At 49.8% G+C, this 14,273-nt stretch carries 14 protein-coding genes and 1 tRNA gene; 9 read left to right on the plus strand and 6 right to left on the minus strand.

The window, feature by feature from the left end:
• Positions 1–259: 259 nt before the first annotated feature.
• Positions 260–333: transfer RNA gene (locus AB1611_16570), tRNA-Arg, on the plus strand.
• A gap of 205 nt (positions 334–538) precedes the next feature.
• On the opposite strand, the gene AB1611_16575 is transcribed toward AB1611_16570, so the two are convergent.
• The 6 genes from AB1611_16575 to AB1611_16600 form a co-directional block, all read right to left on the minus strand.
• The gene (locus AB1611_16575; protein MEW6381203.1) at positions 539–904 is read right to left on the minus strand and encodes a DUF1664 domain-containing protein; all 366 of its coding nucleotides are present in this window, start codon (positions 902–904) and stop codon (positions 539–541) included.
• The gene (locus AB1611_16580; GenBank protein ID MEW6381204.1) at positions 901–1,074 is read right to left on the minus strand and encodes a helix-turn-helix domain-containing protein; all 174 of its coding nucleotides are present in this window, start codon (positions 1,072–1,074) and stop codon (positions 901–903) included. Before AB1611_16580 ends, AB1611_16575 begins: the two co-directional genes overlap by 4 nt.
• Before the next feature lie 317 nt (positions 1,075–1,391).
• The gene (locus AB1611_16585; GenBank protein ID MEW6381205.1) at positions 1,392–1,616 is read right to left on the minus strand and encodes a hypothetical protein; all 225 of its coding nucleotides are present in this window, start codon (positions 1,614–1,616) and stop codon (positions 1,392–1,394) included.
• Positions 1,603–2,154 (minus strand): nucleotidyl transferase AbiEii/AbiGii toxin family protein, encoded by a 552-nt coding sequence (locus tag AB1611_16590; protein MEW6381206.1) that lies wholly within the window; start codon positions 2,152–2,154, stop codon positions 1,603–1,605. Before AB1611_16590 ends, AB1611_16585 begins: the two co-directional genes overlap by 14 nt.
• 92 nt (positions 2,155–2,246) lie before the next feature.
• The gene (locus AB1611_16595; protein MEW6381207.1) at positions 2,247–3,764 is read right to left on the minus strand and encodes a class I SAM-dependent DNA methyltransferase; all 1,518 of its coding nucleotides are present in this window, start codon (positions 3,762–3,764) and stop codon (positions 2,247–2,249) included.
• A complete protein-coding gene (locus AB1611_16600; protein MEW6381208.1) occupies positions 3,761–4,045 on the minus strand; it encodes a hypothetical protein in 285 nt (94 codons plus the stop codon). Before AB1611_16600 ends, AB1611_16595 begins: the two co-directional genes overlap by 4 nt.
• A gap of 567 nt (positions 4,046–4,612) precedes the next feature.
• On the opposite strand from AB1611_16600, the gene AB1611_16605 reads away from it, so the two are divergent.
• The 8 genes from AB1611_16605 to AB1611_16640 all read left to right on the plus strand — a co-directional run bounded on the left by AB1611_16605 (position 4,613) and on the right by AB1611_16640 (position 14,228).
• Positions 4,613–6,205, plus strand: coding sequence for a sigma 54-interacting transcriptional regulator (locus tag AB1611_16605; protein ID MEW6381209.1), 1,593 nt, complete (start codon positions 4,613–4,615; stop codon positions 6,203–6,205).
• 424 nt (positions 6,206–6,629) lie between these two features.
• The gene (gene nifH / locus AB1611_16610) at positions 6,630–7,457 is read left to right on the plus strand and encodes a nitrogenase iron protein (protein ID MEW6381210.1); all 828 of its coding nucleotides are present in this window, start codon (positions 6,630–6,632) and stop codon (positions 7,455–7,457) included.
• A 21-nt stretch (positions 7,458–7,478) separates the two neighbouring features.
• On the plus strand, positions 7,479–7,859 hold the full coding sequence (locus AB1611_16615; protein ID MEW6381211.1) for a P-II family nitrogen regulator: 381 nt from the start codon (positions 7,479–7,481) through the stop codon (positions 7,857–7,859).
• Positions 7,856–8,242 carry a P-II family nitrogen regulator gene (locus AB1611_16620; protein MEW6381212.1) on the plus strand — a complete coding sequence of 129 codons (387 nt, stop codon included), beginning with the start codon at positions 7,856–7,858 and terminating at the stop codon, positions 8,240–8,242. Before AB1611_16615 ends, AB1611_16620 begins: the two co-directional genes overlap by 4 nt.
• 32 nt (positions 8,243–8,274) lie before the next feature.
• Positions 8,275–9,903, plus strand: a complete 1,629-nt coding sequence (gene nifD / locus AB1611_16625; GenBank protein ID MEW6381213.1) for a nitrogenase molybdenum-iron protein alpha chain — start codon at positions 8,275–8,277, stop codon at positions 9,901–9,903.
• Between the two features lie 16 nt (positions 9,904–9,919).
• Positions 9,920–11,317, plus strand: coding sequence for a nitrogenase component 1 (locus AB1611_16630; protein MEW6381214.1), 1,398 nt, complete (start codon positions 9,920–9,922; stop codon positions 11,315–11,317).
• 158 nt (positions 11,318–11,475) lie between these two features.
• Positions 11,476–12,753: a nitrogenase iron-molybdenum cofactor biosynthesis protein NifE gene (nifE, locus tag AB1611_16635; GenBank protein MEW6381215.1), complete on the plus strand. Its 1,278-nt coding sequence runs from the start codon at positions 11,476–11,478 to the stop codon at positions 12,751–12,753.
• Positions 12,754–12,773: 20 nt separating this feature from the next.
• A complete protein-coding gene (locus AB1611_16640; GenBank protein ID MEW6381216.1) occupies positions 12,774–14,228 on the plus strand; it encodes a nitrogenase component 1 in 1,455 nt (484 codons plus the stop codon).
• Positions 14,229–14,273: the final 45 nt, after the last annotated feature.

The raw sequence follows: 14,273 nt of genomic DNA on the forward strand, positions 1-14,273 counted from the left end.
TAACCTTGACAATTACTCTGTAGGTTGCTATATACTAAAATTGGGATGAATTTGTGACGTAGTTTTTCGCCCTGCGATGGGGAATTTTAATTGTCGTCAATGGGGAAAAATAATTGTCGCTGATCACGCGCGCGGGGGGAAAACTTTATTGACAAGTGTATGTAATTATGCTAATTATTAATACTCTGTATGAATCCTGATGCAGTTACGGTCTAAGGTTATCAGGAATATCATCACAGTAAGAGATCAAAAATAATCTGCGCCTGTAGCTCAGTTGGATAGAGCAACGGACTTCTAATCCGTAGGCCGCCCGTTCGAGCCGGGCCAGGCGCGCTAGAAAAATCAAGGGGATTCGGGGAAATCAATCTGAGTCCCCTTCTTTTTTGTGTGTAGGTTCATGTGCAGTTTTTGAATTACTTGGAGTGTATTCATATTGCCCTCGTGATATTTTTGGGCTAGAATGGTGTAGCCTGATCAATGAGCCCTCATTAATCCGGCTTATGGTCCTGGTGAGTGGTGACTCATTCCCAGGACCGCTCTATTTTTCTTTCTTGGATATGTCAACCAACATTTGCATGATGGTATCAAGCCGCTGGTTAATCTGATCTACACGTTGACCTAATTGGCCGAATTCCTGCCTTACCTGTCCAACCTCTTGTCTTACCTGCCCTATTTCCTGCCTTACTTGGCCGACTTGTGTATCAATCTTTTGATCGAGTTTATCGAATCTCTTATCAAACTTCTCATCAACTTTTTCAATTCGTTCGCTTAATGTGTCAACCCTTGTATCTAACCGATTTTCCAAAGATTCAATTTTGGTGTAGATATCAGCCAGTGTTATTCTTTTGAGTGCTTCGGAAGTCGTCTTGAATGCATCTGTGGCTTTTTTAGGTAAAATGTTCATCTTGTAGCCACCCTTGCTTCTTTCTGAGAATCAATCCATCTTTCAATTTCTTCTTTTTTAAAAAGCCTTTTCCCGCCGATTTTATAAGAAGGGATTACGCCTTTTTTAATAAGCTGCTTAATCCATACTTCACTGGATTTTAACAACTTCGCTACTTCTTTAGTAGTCATGAATTCATCAACCATATTCTTTCCTTTTGTTTATGTTATCGGTTATTTATATACTAATGTATACTTATTTTGCCTGATAGTCAAGCAAATAATCACCATTTTGAAAAAGTATCTACAAGATTATTCAATGAACCAAAGATGGAAGGTAATGGCTCTGCCTACCTTTTCACCGATAGTGGACATGAGCGTTGCACAATAGCCCCCACAGAGGGAGTTTTTCCATAAAATCTTTGGGCCAATTTTTTTGAAAATTTTTTGTCTCACTGTCATTCCCCTGATTTAACTGCCGGAGGTTTGCAGTAATGAGAGCCCATCTGCTATAGTTTCATTACCCGCTCAACTATCCATTTTAAAGGCTTTCGAGTATGGCCGACAAACTCGTTATACCCATTTAAAAATGCCAGCCATCTATCGGCATCGATTTGGCCATCAACCATGAAGGGGTCATATGCTTTGGCCGCTAATTGCCTCATATCTTCTTTGAGCCGGGAAGATTGTGACTGGCGCACCAGTTCTTCCTTTTCCTGATCAGTGAGAGCCACGGTATTTTCTCCTCAATTCCCCTGCTGTCTCCTCAAGACCAAATAAAGCAAAATACTCCTCAATATCCGACCAATCAAGGTCTTTATGATGCAGAGCCATTATGCTTTCAATATCAGCAAGATCAGCAGTCCATCTTGCCTTGTCATTGGCCATAGCCTGCACTTTTAAGCCAATCAGGTCTTCGGGTTTCAGGACTCTTATGGTGAAACTTCCACCAAATATTTTCTTCTCCTCAGCTCTTCTCATCATACTCAGGGATATCTTACGAAAGGCATGAATGAAGTCGATTTCCCCAAAAACAGCCAAAGGTGAAACATACTGGGAGACATTTTCCGTCCGATGCACACAATCATAACCAAGTTCAGTCATAACACGGCTAATTTTGCCGAGATCATCCCGGTCAACCAGAAAATCAATATCCACTGTGGCCCGATGCACACCCCAAAAACCCAGGGCAAATCCCCCCATGAGAGCATACCGGATACCCTCACTCTCAAATGCAGCCAAGAGTTTCTTCATTACCAGATTGAAATCCATTTTTATAGCCTTCCTGCCTTCCTGTACTCTGTGCTTAACATTTCAAAAGCAATCCGAAAAATACTCCGGTGTGCGGCGCGGCCCCCTATATCTTACTCCCCATTTATCGTTTCCATGATTTGCTTAAAGCTTTCCACACTGGCTTCCAGGGTTTCAATAATCTCTCCCGCCAGTACATCCAGATCAGGCAGATTATCCAAATCTGCCAGGCTCTTATCCTTAAGCCAGAAAATGTCTAAGCTGGTTTTGTCTCTGGCAACGACTTCGTCATAGGTAAATTTTCTCCATCTGCCATCAGGATTATTTTCTGACCAGGTTTCTTTCCTTGCGCACCTGTTTTCAGGACAGTAGCATTCGATGAAGTCGTTCATGTCTTCAAACTTCATCGGGTCCTTCTTCAGGGTGAAATGGATATTGGTTCTAAAATCATAGATCCAGACCTCTTGTGTCCACGGCTCCTTGCTGGCTGGTTTATTGTCAAAGAAGATCACATTTGCCTTAACGCCCTGCTTGTAAAATATCCCTGTCGGAAGTCTCAGGATAGTGTGCAGATCGGTAGTTTGCAGCAATTTCTTTCTCACCGTTTCACCCGCGCCGCCTTCAAACAGGACATTATCCGGTACAACGACGGCAGCGCATCCTGTCGTTTTCAGCATCGTGTGGATATGCTGTACAAAATTCAACTGCTTATTGGAAGTGGTTGCCCAGAAATCCTGCCGGTTATAGGTAAGGTCCTCTTTCTCCTGCTCTCCTTCTTCGTTGGTGGCTGTCATACTGCTCTTTTTGCCAAAAGGCGGATTGGTAAGCACATAATCATATCGTTCGCCGGTATCCGCAACCAGGGCGTCAGCCGGTGAGATAAACGATTCTCCATCTATTTCGCCAATGTTATGCAGGAACATGTTCATCAGGCATAATCTTCTGGTATTGGCCACAATTTCGTTTCCGAAGAAGGTTTTATGTTTCAGGAATTCCTTTTGCTCCCTGTCGAGGCTGCGGTTATGGTTATGGACGATAAAATCATAAGCCGCCAGGAAAAAACCACCCGTACCGCAGGCGGGATCGGCTATGGTCTTCATAGGTTCAGGACGGATACATGCGACCATCACCTTTATCAAGTCTCTTGGGGTAAAATACTGACCTGCCCCGCTTTTGGTGTCCTCCGCGTTTTTCTCCAGCAATCCTTCGTATATCTGGCCTTTTATGTCAGCACCCATGAGCGCCCAGTTCTCTTTGTCGATCATGTCGATGATCTTATAAAGCTTGGCCGGATCTTGAATCTTATTCTGAGATTTGGTAAAAATCTGTCCCAGCATCCCCTTTTGCTGTCCAAGGGTCCGTAAAAGATTTATGTAGTGCGTCTCAAGATCAGCCCCTCTTTTTGAACGCAGACTCTCCCAGGTATACTCTTGAGGGATAGGCAGGTGACGGTTATAAGGGGGTTTGCTGAATTCATCCGCCATTTTCAGAAACAGGAGGTATGTAAGCTGTTCCAGATAGTCACCATAGCTTACGCCATCATCCCTGAGTACATTGCAAAAACTCCATACCTTGGATATGATGCTGGATGTATTAGTGGTAGTGTTGGTGTTACTATTACCATTACTCATAAGGCTTTCTCTTTTTTCCGGTTGTTTGAATTATTTTTTTCCACTTCGCGCCTGGCTTTTTCCGCTCTTATTCGCTCCAGGAGTACACTGGCCGGTTCATCATTCGGGTCCTGGGGGACAAGTTTTCCCTCAAAGGCTTTCTTCAGAATGACTTGCCGCAGGGCTTCGGCTTTTTGCAGGGCTTCCTCGATGTTGGCTTCGATTTTGTCGCAAACGGATAGGCGGGTTTCGATTTCCTGGACGATTTGGGATTGTTCAGCAATACAACAATAAGGAATCACGATATTTTCAAGTGTCGTGAGATTAATATTTCTTTGCGCACTAGCAGGTGCATAAGTTTCAATTTCTTGCCTTGTGGATTGAATGAAATATCTTACACACCCGGACTGGCGTTAAAGTTTATTTTATCTTTATCCTGTACAGCCCAGCCAGACTGTCTGAGCATCGTGTCTATCTTATCTCTGGCGTTCTGTTCCGGGGTTTGGTTTATGCTATTGAACATCTTTGCTATCCAGGAGATAAGCCCCATGATTTTTCATCCTTGAGTTAAGGAGAAAAATAATTGTTTAGAAAGAAAATACAGATAAATTTGCTACTATTATAGTATGTTTCAAGGGAGAAAATCAAAGGGGGAAATAGGAAAAAAGGTTGCGGTATGTGGTGGGGCAAAAAAGCAGCCCCACCCTACATGTGGTCACTGCCTTTCTCATGGGAGATAGCCCTCGTCAATTCCCTTGCTTCCTTGTAATTCCCGCGCCGTGTACTGAGCTCCTCACTCTCTGAATCGCTGAAAACAGGCAAATTTTTTTGACTTATATCTCAACTTGTAGTATTTTATTATGTTTGATATGGCAAAAGAAAATCAAGCTCTTAACGCTGTTAACCATGAAAACAGACCGGACACGTCCTCCTTTCTGGAAAGGAAGATCCAGGAACTGACTGTGCTTTACGAAACCAGTCGGCTCCTTGTCTCTACTCCTGACCCTAAAGATGCTTTGGGCTCTGTCCTGGGAATTCTCCATTCTCACATGGGCATGAGCCGGGGAACTATAACCCTCTTGAACCCGCAGACTCATGACCTGAGCATTGTGGTGGCTCATGGGCTGACTGATCAGGAAATGGAGCGGGGACGCTACCAGGTGGGAGAGGGAATCACCGGCACAGTGGTAGAAAAGGGATCGCCCGTAATTGTTCCCAATGTGGGAAAAGAGCCGCTCTTCTTAGACCGGACCAAGGCCCGTGGAGATATCCAGAAAAAAAATATCTCCTTCATTTGTGTGCCCATCAAAATGGGATCGGTTATCTATGGCGCGCTCAGTGTGGACCGCCTGTTCAGCGAAGACATCTCTTTTGAGGAGGATTTAAGGCTTCTCACCATTATTGCCTCCAATGTTGCCCAATCCATAAAAATCAGCCAGATGATGGAAGAGGAAAGGAACCGCTTGCGGGACGAAAATGTAACCTTGAAGGAGCAGCTCAAGGAGCGGTACAGCTTCTACAATATCGTGGGCAGAAGCAACAAGATGACAGATGTGTTCGAGATGATCGAGCAGGTCTCAGCCAGTGACGCTACCGTGCTCATCAGGGGAGAGAGCGGGACAGGTAAGGAGCTTGTGGCCAATGCTATCCATTATAACAGTCCGAGGGCCAAGGGGCCGTTTATTAAGATGAACTGCGCCGCCATACCGGAGACATTGATTGAAGCCGAGCTCTTCGGGCACGAAAGAGGCGCCTTCACCGGCGCAGTGGTCAAGCGGATCGGGAAATTCGAGCGGGCCCACACGGGAACTTTTTTTCTGGATGAGATCGGGACCCTCAATCTCACTGCCCAGGCCAAGATTTTAAGGGTATTGCAGGAAAGGGAGTTCGAAAGAGTCGGCGGAGCGGATACAATCAAGGTGGATGTGCGGATCATTGCCGCCACCAATAAACCCCTGGAAGAGGCCTTGCAGGAGGGTACTTTCAGGGAGGATCTCTACTACCGCCTCAATATTTTCCCCATCTATCTTCCCCCGCTGCGGGAGAGAAAAACGGATATCCTTCTCTTGGCCGATTTTTTCCTGAAAAAGTACCGGAAAAAATATGGGAAGGATATCAGGAGAATCTCCACTCCGGCGATTGACATGCTCATGCGCTATCACTGGCCCGGCAATGTGCGGGAGCTGGAAAATTGCATGGAAAGAGCCGTGCTCCTGTGTACCGACCATGTTATCCATAGCTATCACCTGCCGCCTACCCTCCAGACGGGCAAAGAGTCTGGCACTCTGCCTGCCCAGTCCCTGGACTCCGCGATCGAGACGCTGGAAAAAGAATTGATTATCGACGCTTTGAAAGCCAGTCATGGCAGCCTGGTCGGTGCAGCCAGACTCCTGAGCACCTCGAAAAGAGTTCTGGGCCTGAGAGTAAAGAAGTATCGCCTCAACCCAAAGCAATACCGCTAGGCGCTTAACGCCGCACCATCGACTCATTAACCAACCTTCATGGAAGAATGATCTCCCGCAGAGACGCTGAGACGCAGAGGATATCATTTTCGGTTATTCTCTGCGCCTCTGCGTCTCTGCGGGATAAATACAACTCTGCCGTGTCGTCTTTCCCATAAGAGCGACCAAAATAATATCAACCAGTTCAGCATTATTTTCAAATGAAAAACTACAGAATGGTAAGAACCTCCCTGAATCCTACCGTTTGGTAGGATTTTTCGAGCCCTCTTCCTCCTTCTCCAAAATAGCCCTGAAAATTATTACCATCTTAACAACAATAAGTTAACTCTCCAGGCCACAAAGTTTTCTCATCTGGCATCGCTCTTGAGATTATCGGTAATCGTAACCCTTAACAGATTCCAGAATATATCATGGAGGACAGAAGATGAGAAAAATCGCTATTTACGGAAAAGGTGGTATTGGAAAATCAACCACTACCCAAAACACGGTGGCCGGGTTGGCTTCGGACCTCAAGGCCAAGGTTCTGGTTGTGGGCTGTGACCCCAAGGCGGACTCGACGCGCCTTCTTTTAGGCGGGCTGCATCAACGTACCGTTTTGGACACCCTGCGCGAGGAGGGTGAAGATGTCGAGCTTGAAAATGTGCGCAAGATCGGATTCGGCGGATGCCTGTGCGTGGAATCAGGCGGCCCTGAGCCGGGCGTGGGGTGCGCTGGACGCGGCATTATCACGGCCATTAATTTACTGGAAAACCTGGGGGCCTACGAAGAATCGGAGAAACTGGATTACGTCTTCTACGATGTCCTCGGTGACGTTGTCTGCGGCGGTTTTGCCATGCCTATCCGTGAGGGCAAGGCCAACGAAATCTACATCGTTGTTTCCGGGGAAATGATGGCCATGTATGCAGCGAACAATATCTGTAAAGGGATCGTCAAGTTTGCCGAGTCGGGAGGAGTCAGACTGGGAGGGCTGATCTGCAACAGCCGTAAGGTGGACAACGAGAAGGAGTTAATCACCGCTTTTGCGGAAAAGCTTGGCACTCAGATGATTTACTTCGTTCCCAGGGACAATATGGTGCAGCGGGCTGAGATCAACAGAAAGACAGTCATCGATTATGACCCGGATTGTGAGCAGGCCCAGAATTATCGCAATCTGGCCAGGGCCATTGCTGAAAACGAAATGTTTGTCATCCCAAAGCCAATGCAGCAGGATGAACTGGAAAAAATCCTGATCGACTACGGAATGGTAGGTTAAATAGAAAGGAGAGTAAAAACCATGATTATGATCAGAGCTATCGTCAGACCGGAAAAGAGCAATGAAGTTATGAAGGCGCTTATGGATGCCGGATTTCCGGCAGTAACGAAAATGGAGGTTTTCGGCAGGGGCAAGCAGCGGGGGTTGAAGGTGGGAGAAGTTACCTACGATGAGCTGCCCAAGGACCTTTTGTTGATCGTGGTCAGGGATGAGGATAAGGATTTCGTTATCCGCAGTATCATGGAATCGGCCAGATCGGGAGAGCGCGGTGCTTTTGGCGACGGGAAGATATTCGTGAGCCCTGTTGATGAGGTATATACCATAAGCAGCGGCAGCAGGGAAACATCAGCCGAAGCCGCACGAGAGGCAGTCAGCGCGGCACCCCGGGAGGGAGCGGCATGAAAGAGATCATAGCCATTATCCGCATGAACAGAATGAGCCAGACCAAAAAAGCGCTCATCGAAATCGGATTTCCCTCGTTCACCGCTCATAAGGTCATGGGCCGGGGCAGGGGGTTTGTAGACCTGGACCTTTTGCGGGGTGCCGCCGAAGGGTTGGAGGATGCCATTCCTCAGCTTGCTCAGGGACCTCGCCTGATCCCAAAGCGGCTCCTGAAGATGGTGGTGCCGGATGATAAGATCGAGCTTCTCGTCGAGACCTTAATAAAGGTCAATCAAACAGGCAATGCCGGGGATGGAAAGATATTCGTTATGCCCATCACCGATGCTATCAGGATCAGGACCAAGGAAAGCGGACTTGAGGCCATCAGTGAGATGAATGAATAGACTGATGGCCCTCTTTCAGAAGGAGACAGTGCATGTCCCAGGAAATAAAAGACCTTCCCCCGGTAAAAATGGAGGAAGCGGTAGAGGAAATATTGAAGGTATACCCCACAAAAGTGGCGCGCAAGCGGCGCAGCCACATCGTGGTGGTGAACCCGGATGAGGGGCAGCAGCAAATCGAGGCCAATGTGCGGACCATACCGGGCATCATAACCCAGCGCGGCTGCTGCTTTGCCGGGTGCAAAGGGGTGGTGATCGGCCCGATCATCGACATGGTCCACATCGTTCATGGCCCTATAGGCTGTGCATTCTACAGTTGGGGTATCAGGCGGAACATGGGCAGGGTGCAGGAAGGAATGAAGAATTTTCTCCAGTACTGCTTCTCGACCGATATGCAGGAGGAAAACATCATCTTCGGCGGTGAGAAAAAGCTCAGAGAAGCGATCAGGGAGGCGGACAGGCTGTTTAATCCCAGAGCTATCTCGGTTCATGCCACCTGCCCGATCGGGCTGATCGGAGACGATATTCATCAGGTAGCCAGAGAGATGTCGAAGGAGCTCGGTAAACAGGTGCTCTCCTTTAGCTGTGAGGGCTACAAGGGAGTCAGCCAGTCCGCCGGGCACCATATAGCCAACAACGGTCTTTTTAAAAATGTCGTTGGCCGTGATGACGAGGGGGAGGAGGAGGGTTTTACGATCAATGCCCTCGGTGAATACAATATCGGCGGAGATGCCTGGGAGATCGAGAGGATTTTGAAAAACTGCGGCATCCGGGTGCTCAGCACCTTCAGCGGCGACGGCTCTTACGAGGAGATAAGCCGGGCACATAAGGCCAAACTGAACATGGTTCAGTGCCATCGGTCCATTAATTATATGGCTGACATGATGGAGAAAAAATTCGGCATCCCCTGGGTCAAGGTCAACTTTATCGGAGTGAATGCCACCGTCAAGTCCCTGCGCAAGATCGCCCGGTTTTTTGATGACCGGGAATTAACCGATCGGATAGAGAAGGTTATCGAAAAAGAGCTGGCTGAAGTCACACCTCAGATCGAGAAATATAAACCCTTATGTGCGGGGAAAAAAGCCATGCTGGTCGTTGGCGGATCTCGCGCCCATCACTATCAGGAGCTGTTCAGGGACCTTGGAATGGCCTCGATCGCAGCCGGTTATGAATTTGCTCACCGGGATGATTACGAAGGCCGGCAGGTTTTGCCGACCATCAAGATCGATGCGGACAGCCGCAACATTGAAGAGCTTCAGGTGGAAGCAGATCCCGAAAGATTCCATCCCCCTAAGCCGGAAGAGGTAATAGCCCGGTTAAAGGAAGAGGGAACCATCGATTCGTATGAGGGAATGATGCCCTCCATGATCAAAGGCAGCATCGCGGTCGATGATATCAGCCATATCGAGATGGAAAAGCTGATCAGGCGGTTTCGCCCGGACGTCTTTTGCGCTGGCATCAAAGACAAGTATGTGATTCAAAAGATGGGACTACCATCCAAACAGTTGCATAACTACGACTATGGCGGCCCATATGCCGGATTCCGGGGAGCGGTAAACTTTGCAAAAGAAATGGCCATGCTTCTCAATAACCCGGTCTGGAGCTATGTCAAGCCCCTGTGGGAAAAAGAGCCTGAAATCAGGGCCGAATTCGGCAATAAGTAGTAGGGGAGAAAACAATATGCTGAGTTTAACACCGAAAGAAATATCTGACAGAAATGCTTTAACCGTTAATCCGGCCAAAACCTGTCAGCCTATAGGAGCCATGTATGCGGCGCTCGGCATTCACCGGTGCCTGCCGCACAGCCACGGGTCTCAAGGGTGCTGCGCCTACCACAGGAGCCACCTGACCCGGCACTACAAAGAGCCGGTCATGGCCTCAACCAGTTCCTTCACCGAAGGTGCGGCAGTGTTTGGCGGCATGAGTAACCTGCGCCAGGCCATTACCAACATATTCCATATATATGATCCCGATGTTATCGCGGTCCATACCACCTGCCTGTCCGAGACCATTGGCGATGACCTTTCCACGATCATCCTCAAGGCCAGAGACGAGGGCCTCGTTCCTGAGGGGAAATGGGTCATTCACTGCAACACTCCAAGCTACGCAGGCTCTCACGTGACCGGATTTTCCAATATGACCACGGGCATGGTGAAATACTTCGCTCAGGAAAACGAGAGACACCGCGAGCAGATAAACCTCATTCCAGGATATGTGGAGCCTTCGGACATGCGGGAAATAAAGAGGCTGCTGGCCGAAATGGAGCTTCCGTCAGTGGTTTTCCCGGACACTTCGGATGTTTTGGATGCGCCGCAGCAGGGAGCCCCTGTGTCAGTCGGAAAGGCTGCTGATATCTACCCCAAGGGCGGGACCCGGATCAGGGACCTTCAGAGCATGGGGGACAGCAGGGTCACTCTGGCCCTTGGCCCGTTCGCCTCGGAAAATGCAGCCATAGAGCTTGAGAACAGGACCGAAATTCCAGCCAGGATCATGGACCTTCCCATCGGCATCGCTGCTACTGACCGGTTTATCCAGGTGCTTCTGGAAACAGCCGAAGTGCTGGAGCCACCTGCTTCCATTGCTGATGACAGGGGAAGGATGGTGGATATCATGCTCGACATGCAGCAATATTTCTATGATCGCAAGGTAGCCATTTACGGGGACCCTGATCAGGTGATCAGTCTCACTGAATTTGCAGTCAGCCTGGGAATGAAGCCAATCTATGTCCTGACCGGCACGCCGGGGAAACGCTTTGATGCGCGAATCAAGGGTATTTTGAAAGATGTCGTACCTGGAGCCAGAATAAAGAGCAGCGGAGACCTCTTCCTGCTCCATCAGTGGATCAAGAACGAGCCGGTGGACCTTCTGATTGGAAACACCTACGGCAAATACATAGCCAGGGCCGAGGATATCCCCTTTGTCCGCTTTGGTTTCCCTATCCTGGACAGAGTGGGCCACAGCTACTTTCCAACCGTGGGATACCGGGGCGGAATGCGGCTCTTGGAGAAAATGCTCGATGCCCTCCTCGACCGCAAGGACAGGGACGATCCGGAGGAGCGCTTTGAACTGGTATTGTAAGGAATCACCAGTTATCAGTTCTCAGTTGTCTGGTAAGGGAAGAGAAAATGGAACAGATTCTGATTGAACAACAAGCTGAACAACCGATCCCCGATGAAGAGCCGATTCTCGCCGAGCGGCGGGATCAGGTTTATTACAAAGGTGAAGAGCCGTTTCGGATGAGCTGCGACCGGGAGAGTCTGGCCGGTGCGGTCAGTCAAAGGGCCTGTGTTTTTTGCGGCTCCCGGGTTGTCCTCTACCCTATTGCCGATGCTCTTCACCTTGTCCACGGACCCGTAGGGTGTGCGGTCTATACGTGGGACATCCGGGGTGCGCTTTCTTCCGGGACCGAACTGCACCGGCTCAGCTTTTCCACAGACCTTCAGGAGAAGGATGTCATCTTCGGAGGTGAGGAAAAGCTCGCCGGGGCACTCCATGAGCTTATCGATCGTTATCATCCCAGGGCAGCCTTTGTTTACTCTACCTGTATTGTGGGAATCATTGGCGATGACCTCGATGCCATCTGCAAGAGAGTCTCCCGCGAAAAGGGCATTCCCGTTATCCCGGTGAAATCCGAGGGGTTTAAGGGAGGAAAGCGCGACGGTTATATGGCCGCCTGCGCGGCCCTCTCCCGCCTTGTGGGAACGGGCGATACTTCGGGGATCGGCCCTTTCAGCCTGAATATCATGGGAGATTTTAACCTGGCTGGCGAGATCTGGATCATCCGGGAATACTTCGAGAAGATGGGCATCCAGGTCGTAGCCAATATAACCGGAGATGGGCGGGTGGACGATATCCGCCGGGCGCATGGCGCTGCCCTGAACGTGGTCCAGTGCTCAGGCTCCACTCTGTATCTGGCTCAAAGCATGGAGAAGGAATTCGGCATTCCCTACCTTCGGGTTTCGTATCTTGGCATAGAGGACATGACCGAATCCCTCTATGCTGTAGCCGGATTCTTTGGTGATCCGCACATGATGGAGCGGACCAGAAAGCTGGTCCGCGACGAGCTGGCCGTTCTCTATCCGCAGCTTCAGAAGTATCGACAGGCATTGCGGGGGAAAAAGGCCGCCATCTACGTAGGCGGGGCTTTCAAGGCGTTCTCTCTGGTCAAGACCTTTCGCCTGCTCGACATGGAGGTGGTTATGGTCGGCTCCCAGACCGGCAGGAAGGAAGATTATCTGGAATTGAAGGAAATCACCTCTGATGGAACGGTCATAGTTGATGACTCCAATCCTCTGGAGCTGGCCTCCTTTCTCAGGGGAAAAAAGGTGGATGTGTTTGTGGGCGGCGTCAAGGAAAGACCCATTGCCTATAAACTGGGTATCCCTTTTTGTGACCATAATCACGAGAGAAAAGAGGCACTCGAAGGTTTTATCGGCATGTTGAACTTTACCCGTGAAATATACAGCTCGGTAATGAGCCCGGTATGGCAGTTTGTGCCTGGCCGTAAAAGATAAGATAACAGGAGGAGCATACAATGCCTGCACCCGCACCCCAAAAAGTGGAAAGGAAATATGTTTCCACAGTCAATGCCTGCAAGCTCTGCACTCCCCTGGGCGCATGTCTGGCCTTCAGAGGCATAGAGGGAGCAATGCCCCTTCTCCACGGCTCTCAGGGGTGCAGCACCTACATGAGGCGTTATATCATCAGCCATTTTAACGAGCCGATCGATATTGCCTCTTCATCTTTAGGGGAGAAAAACGCCATCTACGGCGGAGCCATAAACCTGAAAAAGGGAATAACCAACGTGATCAGGAAATACCGTCCCCAGCTCCTTGGAATCGCCACCACCTGCCTGACCGAGACCATCGGCGATAATGTCCCGATGATCCTGAAAGAATACCTGAAGGAGGCCGGGGGACCGGGAGACCGGGAGACGGGGGGACCGGGGGACAGAAAAGATTTCCGTGAACAGGGGGGGCTGCCTTTGATCATTTCCGTATCCACCCCCAGTTATGTCGGGACCCATATGGACGGGTTTCACCTCGCGGTTAAGGCTGCGGTGGAGTCGCTGGCTGAAGGGGGAGAGAAAACCGGCAGGGTCAACCTGCTTCCGGGCTTTGTCTCACCGGCAGATCTACGCTATCTCAAGGAAATCATGGAAGGGTTCGGACTCGAATATACGCTCTTGCCCGATATTTCCGAGAGCCTGGACGCGCCGATCCTTGAGGAATATCACAAAATACCTGATGGGGGCACGCCATTGTCTGAAATCCGGGCTATGGGAAGGGCACAGGCTACCATCGAGTTTGGCCGGACACTGAATTATTCATATGCAGCCGGGAACCCGTACACGGCCGCAGATTACCTTCAGGCCCGATTCGATGTGGACAAATACTCTCTTGGGCTTCCGATCGGAATCAATGAAACGGACCGCTTCTTTGCGGTCCTGGAGCACTTATCCGGACATCCTGCCCCGGATTCCCACCGGCTGGAGAGGGGAAGGCTCATCGATGCGTACGTGGACTCGCATAAGTACCTGTTTGGCCTGCGCGGCATTGTCTATGGAGAGGAAGACCTGGTGATCGGTCTGGCCTCATTTTTATCCGAGACAGGCATCGTCCCCGTGCTCTGCGCATCGGGGGGAAAAAGCGGCAGGTTCGAGGAATGCATCCGGGCCGTGTGTGCCGCACACGCTGGGAATCCTGCTGAGAGCCTTCCGGTCCGTGAAGGAATGGACTTTTACCAGATCGCGGAAGAGGCCGAGAGCTTGAAGCCGGACCTGCTCATAGGGAACAGCAAGGGTTATCCTCTGGCCAGAAAGCTCAATATCCCTTTGATCCGGGTGGGGTTTCCCATCCACGACCGGATCGGCGGGCAGCGCATCCTTCACCTTGGCTACCGGGGAGCACAGAGGCTGCTGGACCAGATCGTCAATACGGTTATTGAAAAAAAACAAAACGACTCACCCGTGGGCTATGCCTATATGTGAAATGTTCAAAGGGCATCATAGGGCTTTTTGATGAATATAGAGGAG

The organism is bacterium (assembly GCA_040755755.1).
Taxonomy (GTDB): Bacteria; SZUA-182; SZUA-182; order DTGQ01; family DTGQ01; genus DTGQ01.

Excerpts from the sequence above, each read along its gene's own strand:
- nifE (MEW6381215.1), top strand. The coding sequence starts at position 11,476 with ATGAGCTGCGACCGGGAGAGTCTGGCCGGTGCGGTCAGTCAAAGGGCC.
- AB1611_16605 (MEW6381209.1), top strand. The coding sequence starts at position 4,613 with ATGGCAAAAGAAAATCAAGCTCTTAACGCTGTTAACCATGAAAACAGA.
- AB1611_16575 (MEW6381203.1), bottom strand. The coding sequence starts at position 904 with ATGAACATTTTACCTAAAAAAGCCACAGATGCATTCAAGACGACTTCC.
- AB1611_16615 (MEW6381211.1), top strand. The coding sequence starts at position 7,479 with ATGATTATGATCAGAGCTATCGTCAGACCGGAAAAGAGCAATGAAGTT.
- nifH (MEW6381210.1), top strand. The coding sequence starts at position 6,630 with ATGAGAAAAATCGCTATTTACGGAAAAGGTGGTATTGGAAAATCAACC.
- AB1611_16640 (MEW6381216.1), top strand. The coding sequence starts at position 12,774 with ATGCCTGCACCCGCACCCCAAAAAGTGGAAAGGAAATATGTTTCCACA.
- AB1611_16620 (MEW6381212.1), top strand. The coding sequence starts at position 7,856 with ATGAAAGAGATCATAGCCATTATCCGCATGAACAGAATGAGCCAGACC.
- AB1611_16630 (MEW6381214.1), top strand. The coding sequence starts at position 9,920 with ATGCTGAGTTTAACACCGAAAGAAATATCTGACAGAAATGCTTTAACC.
- nifD (MEW6381213.1), top strand. The coding sequence starts at position 8,275 with ATGTCCCAGGAAATAAAAGACCTTCCCCCGGTAAAAATGGAGGAAGCG.
- AB1611_16580 (MEW6381204.1), bottom strand. The coding sequence starts at position 1,074 with ATGACTACTAAAGAAGTAGCGAAGTTGTTAAAATCCAGTGAAGTATGG.
- AB1611_16590 (MEW6381206.1), bottom strand. The coding sequence starts at position 2,154 with ATGGATTTCAATCTGGTAATGAAGAAACTCTTGGCTGCATTTGAGAGT.
- AB1611_16595 (MEW6381207.1), bottom strand. The coding sequence starts at position 3,764 with ATGAGTAATGGTAATAGTAACACCAACACTACCACTAATACATCCAGC.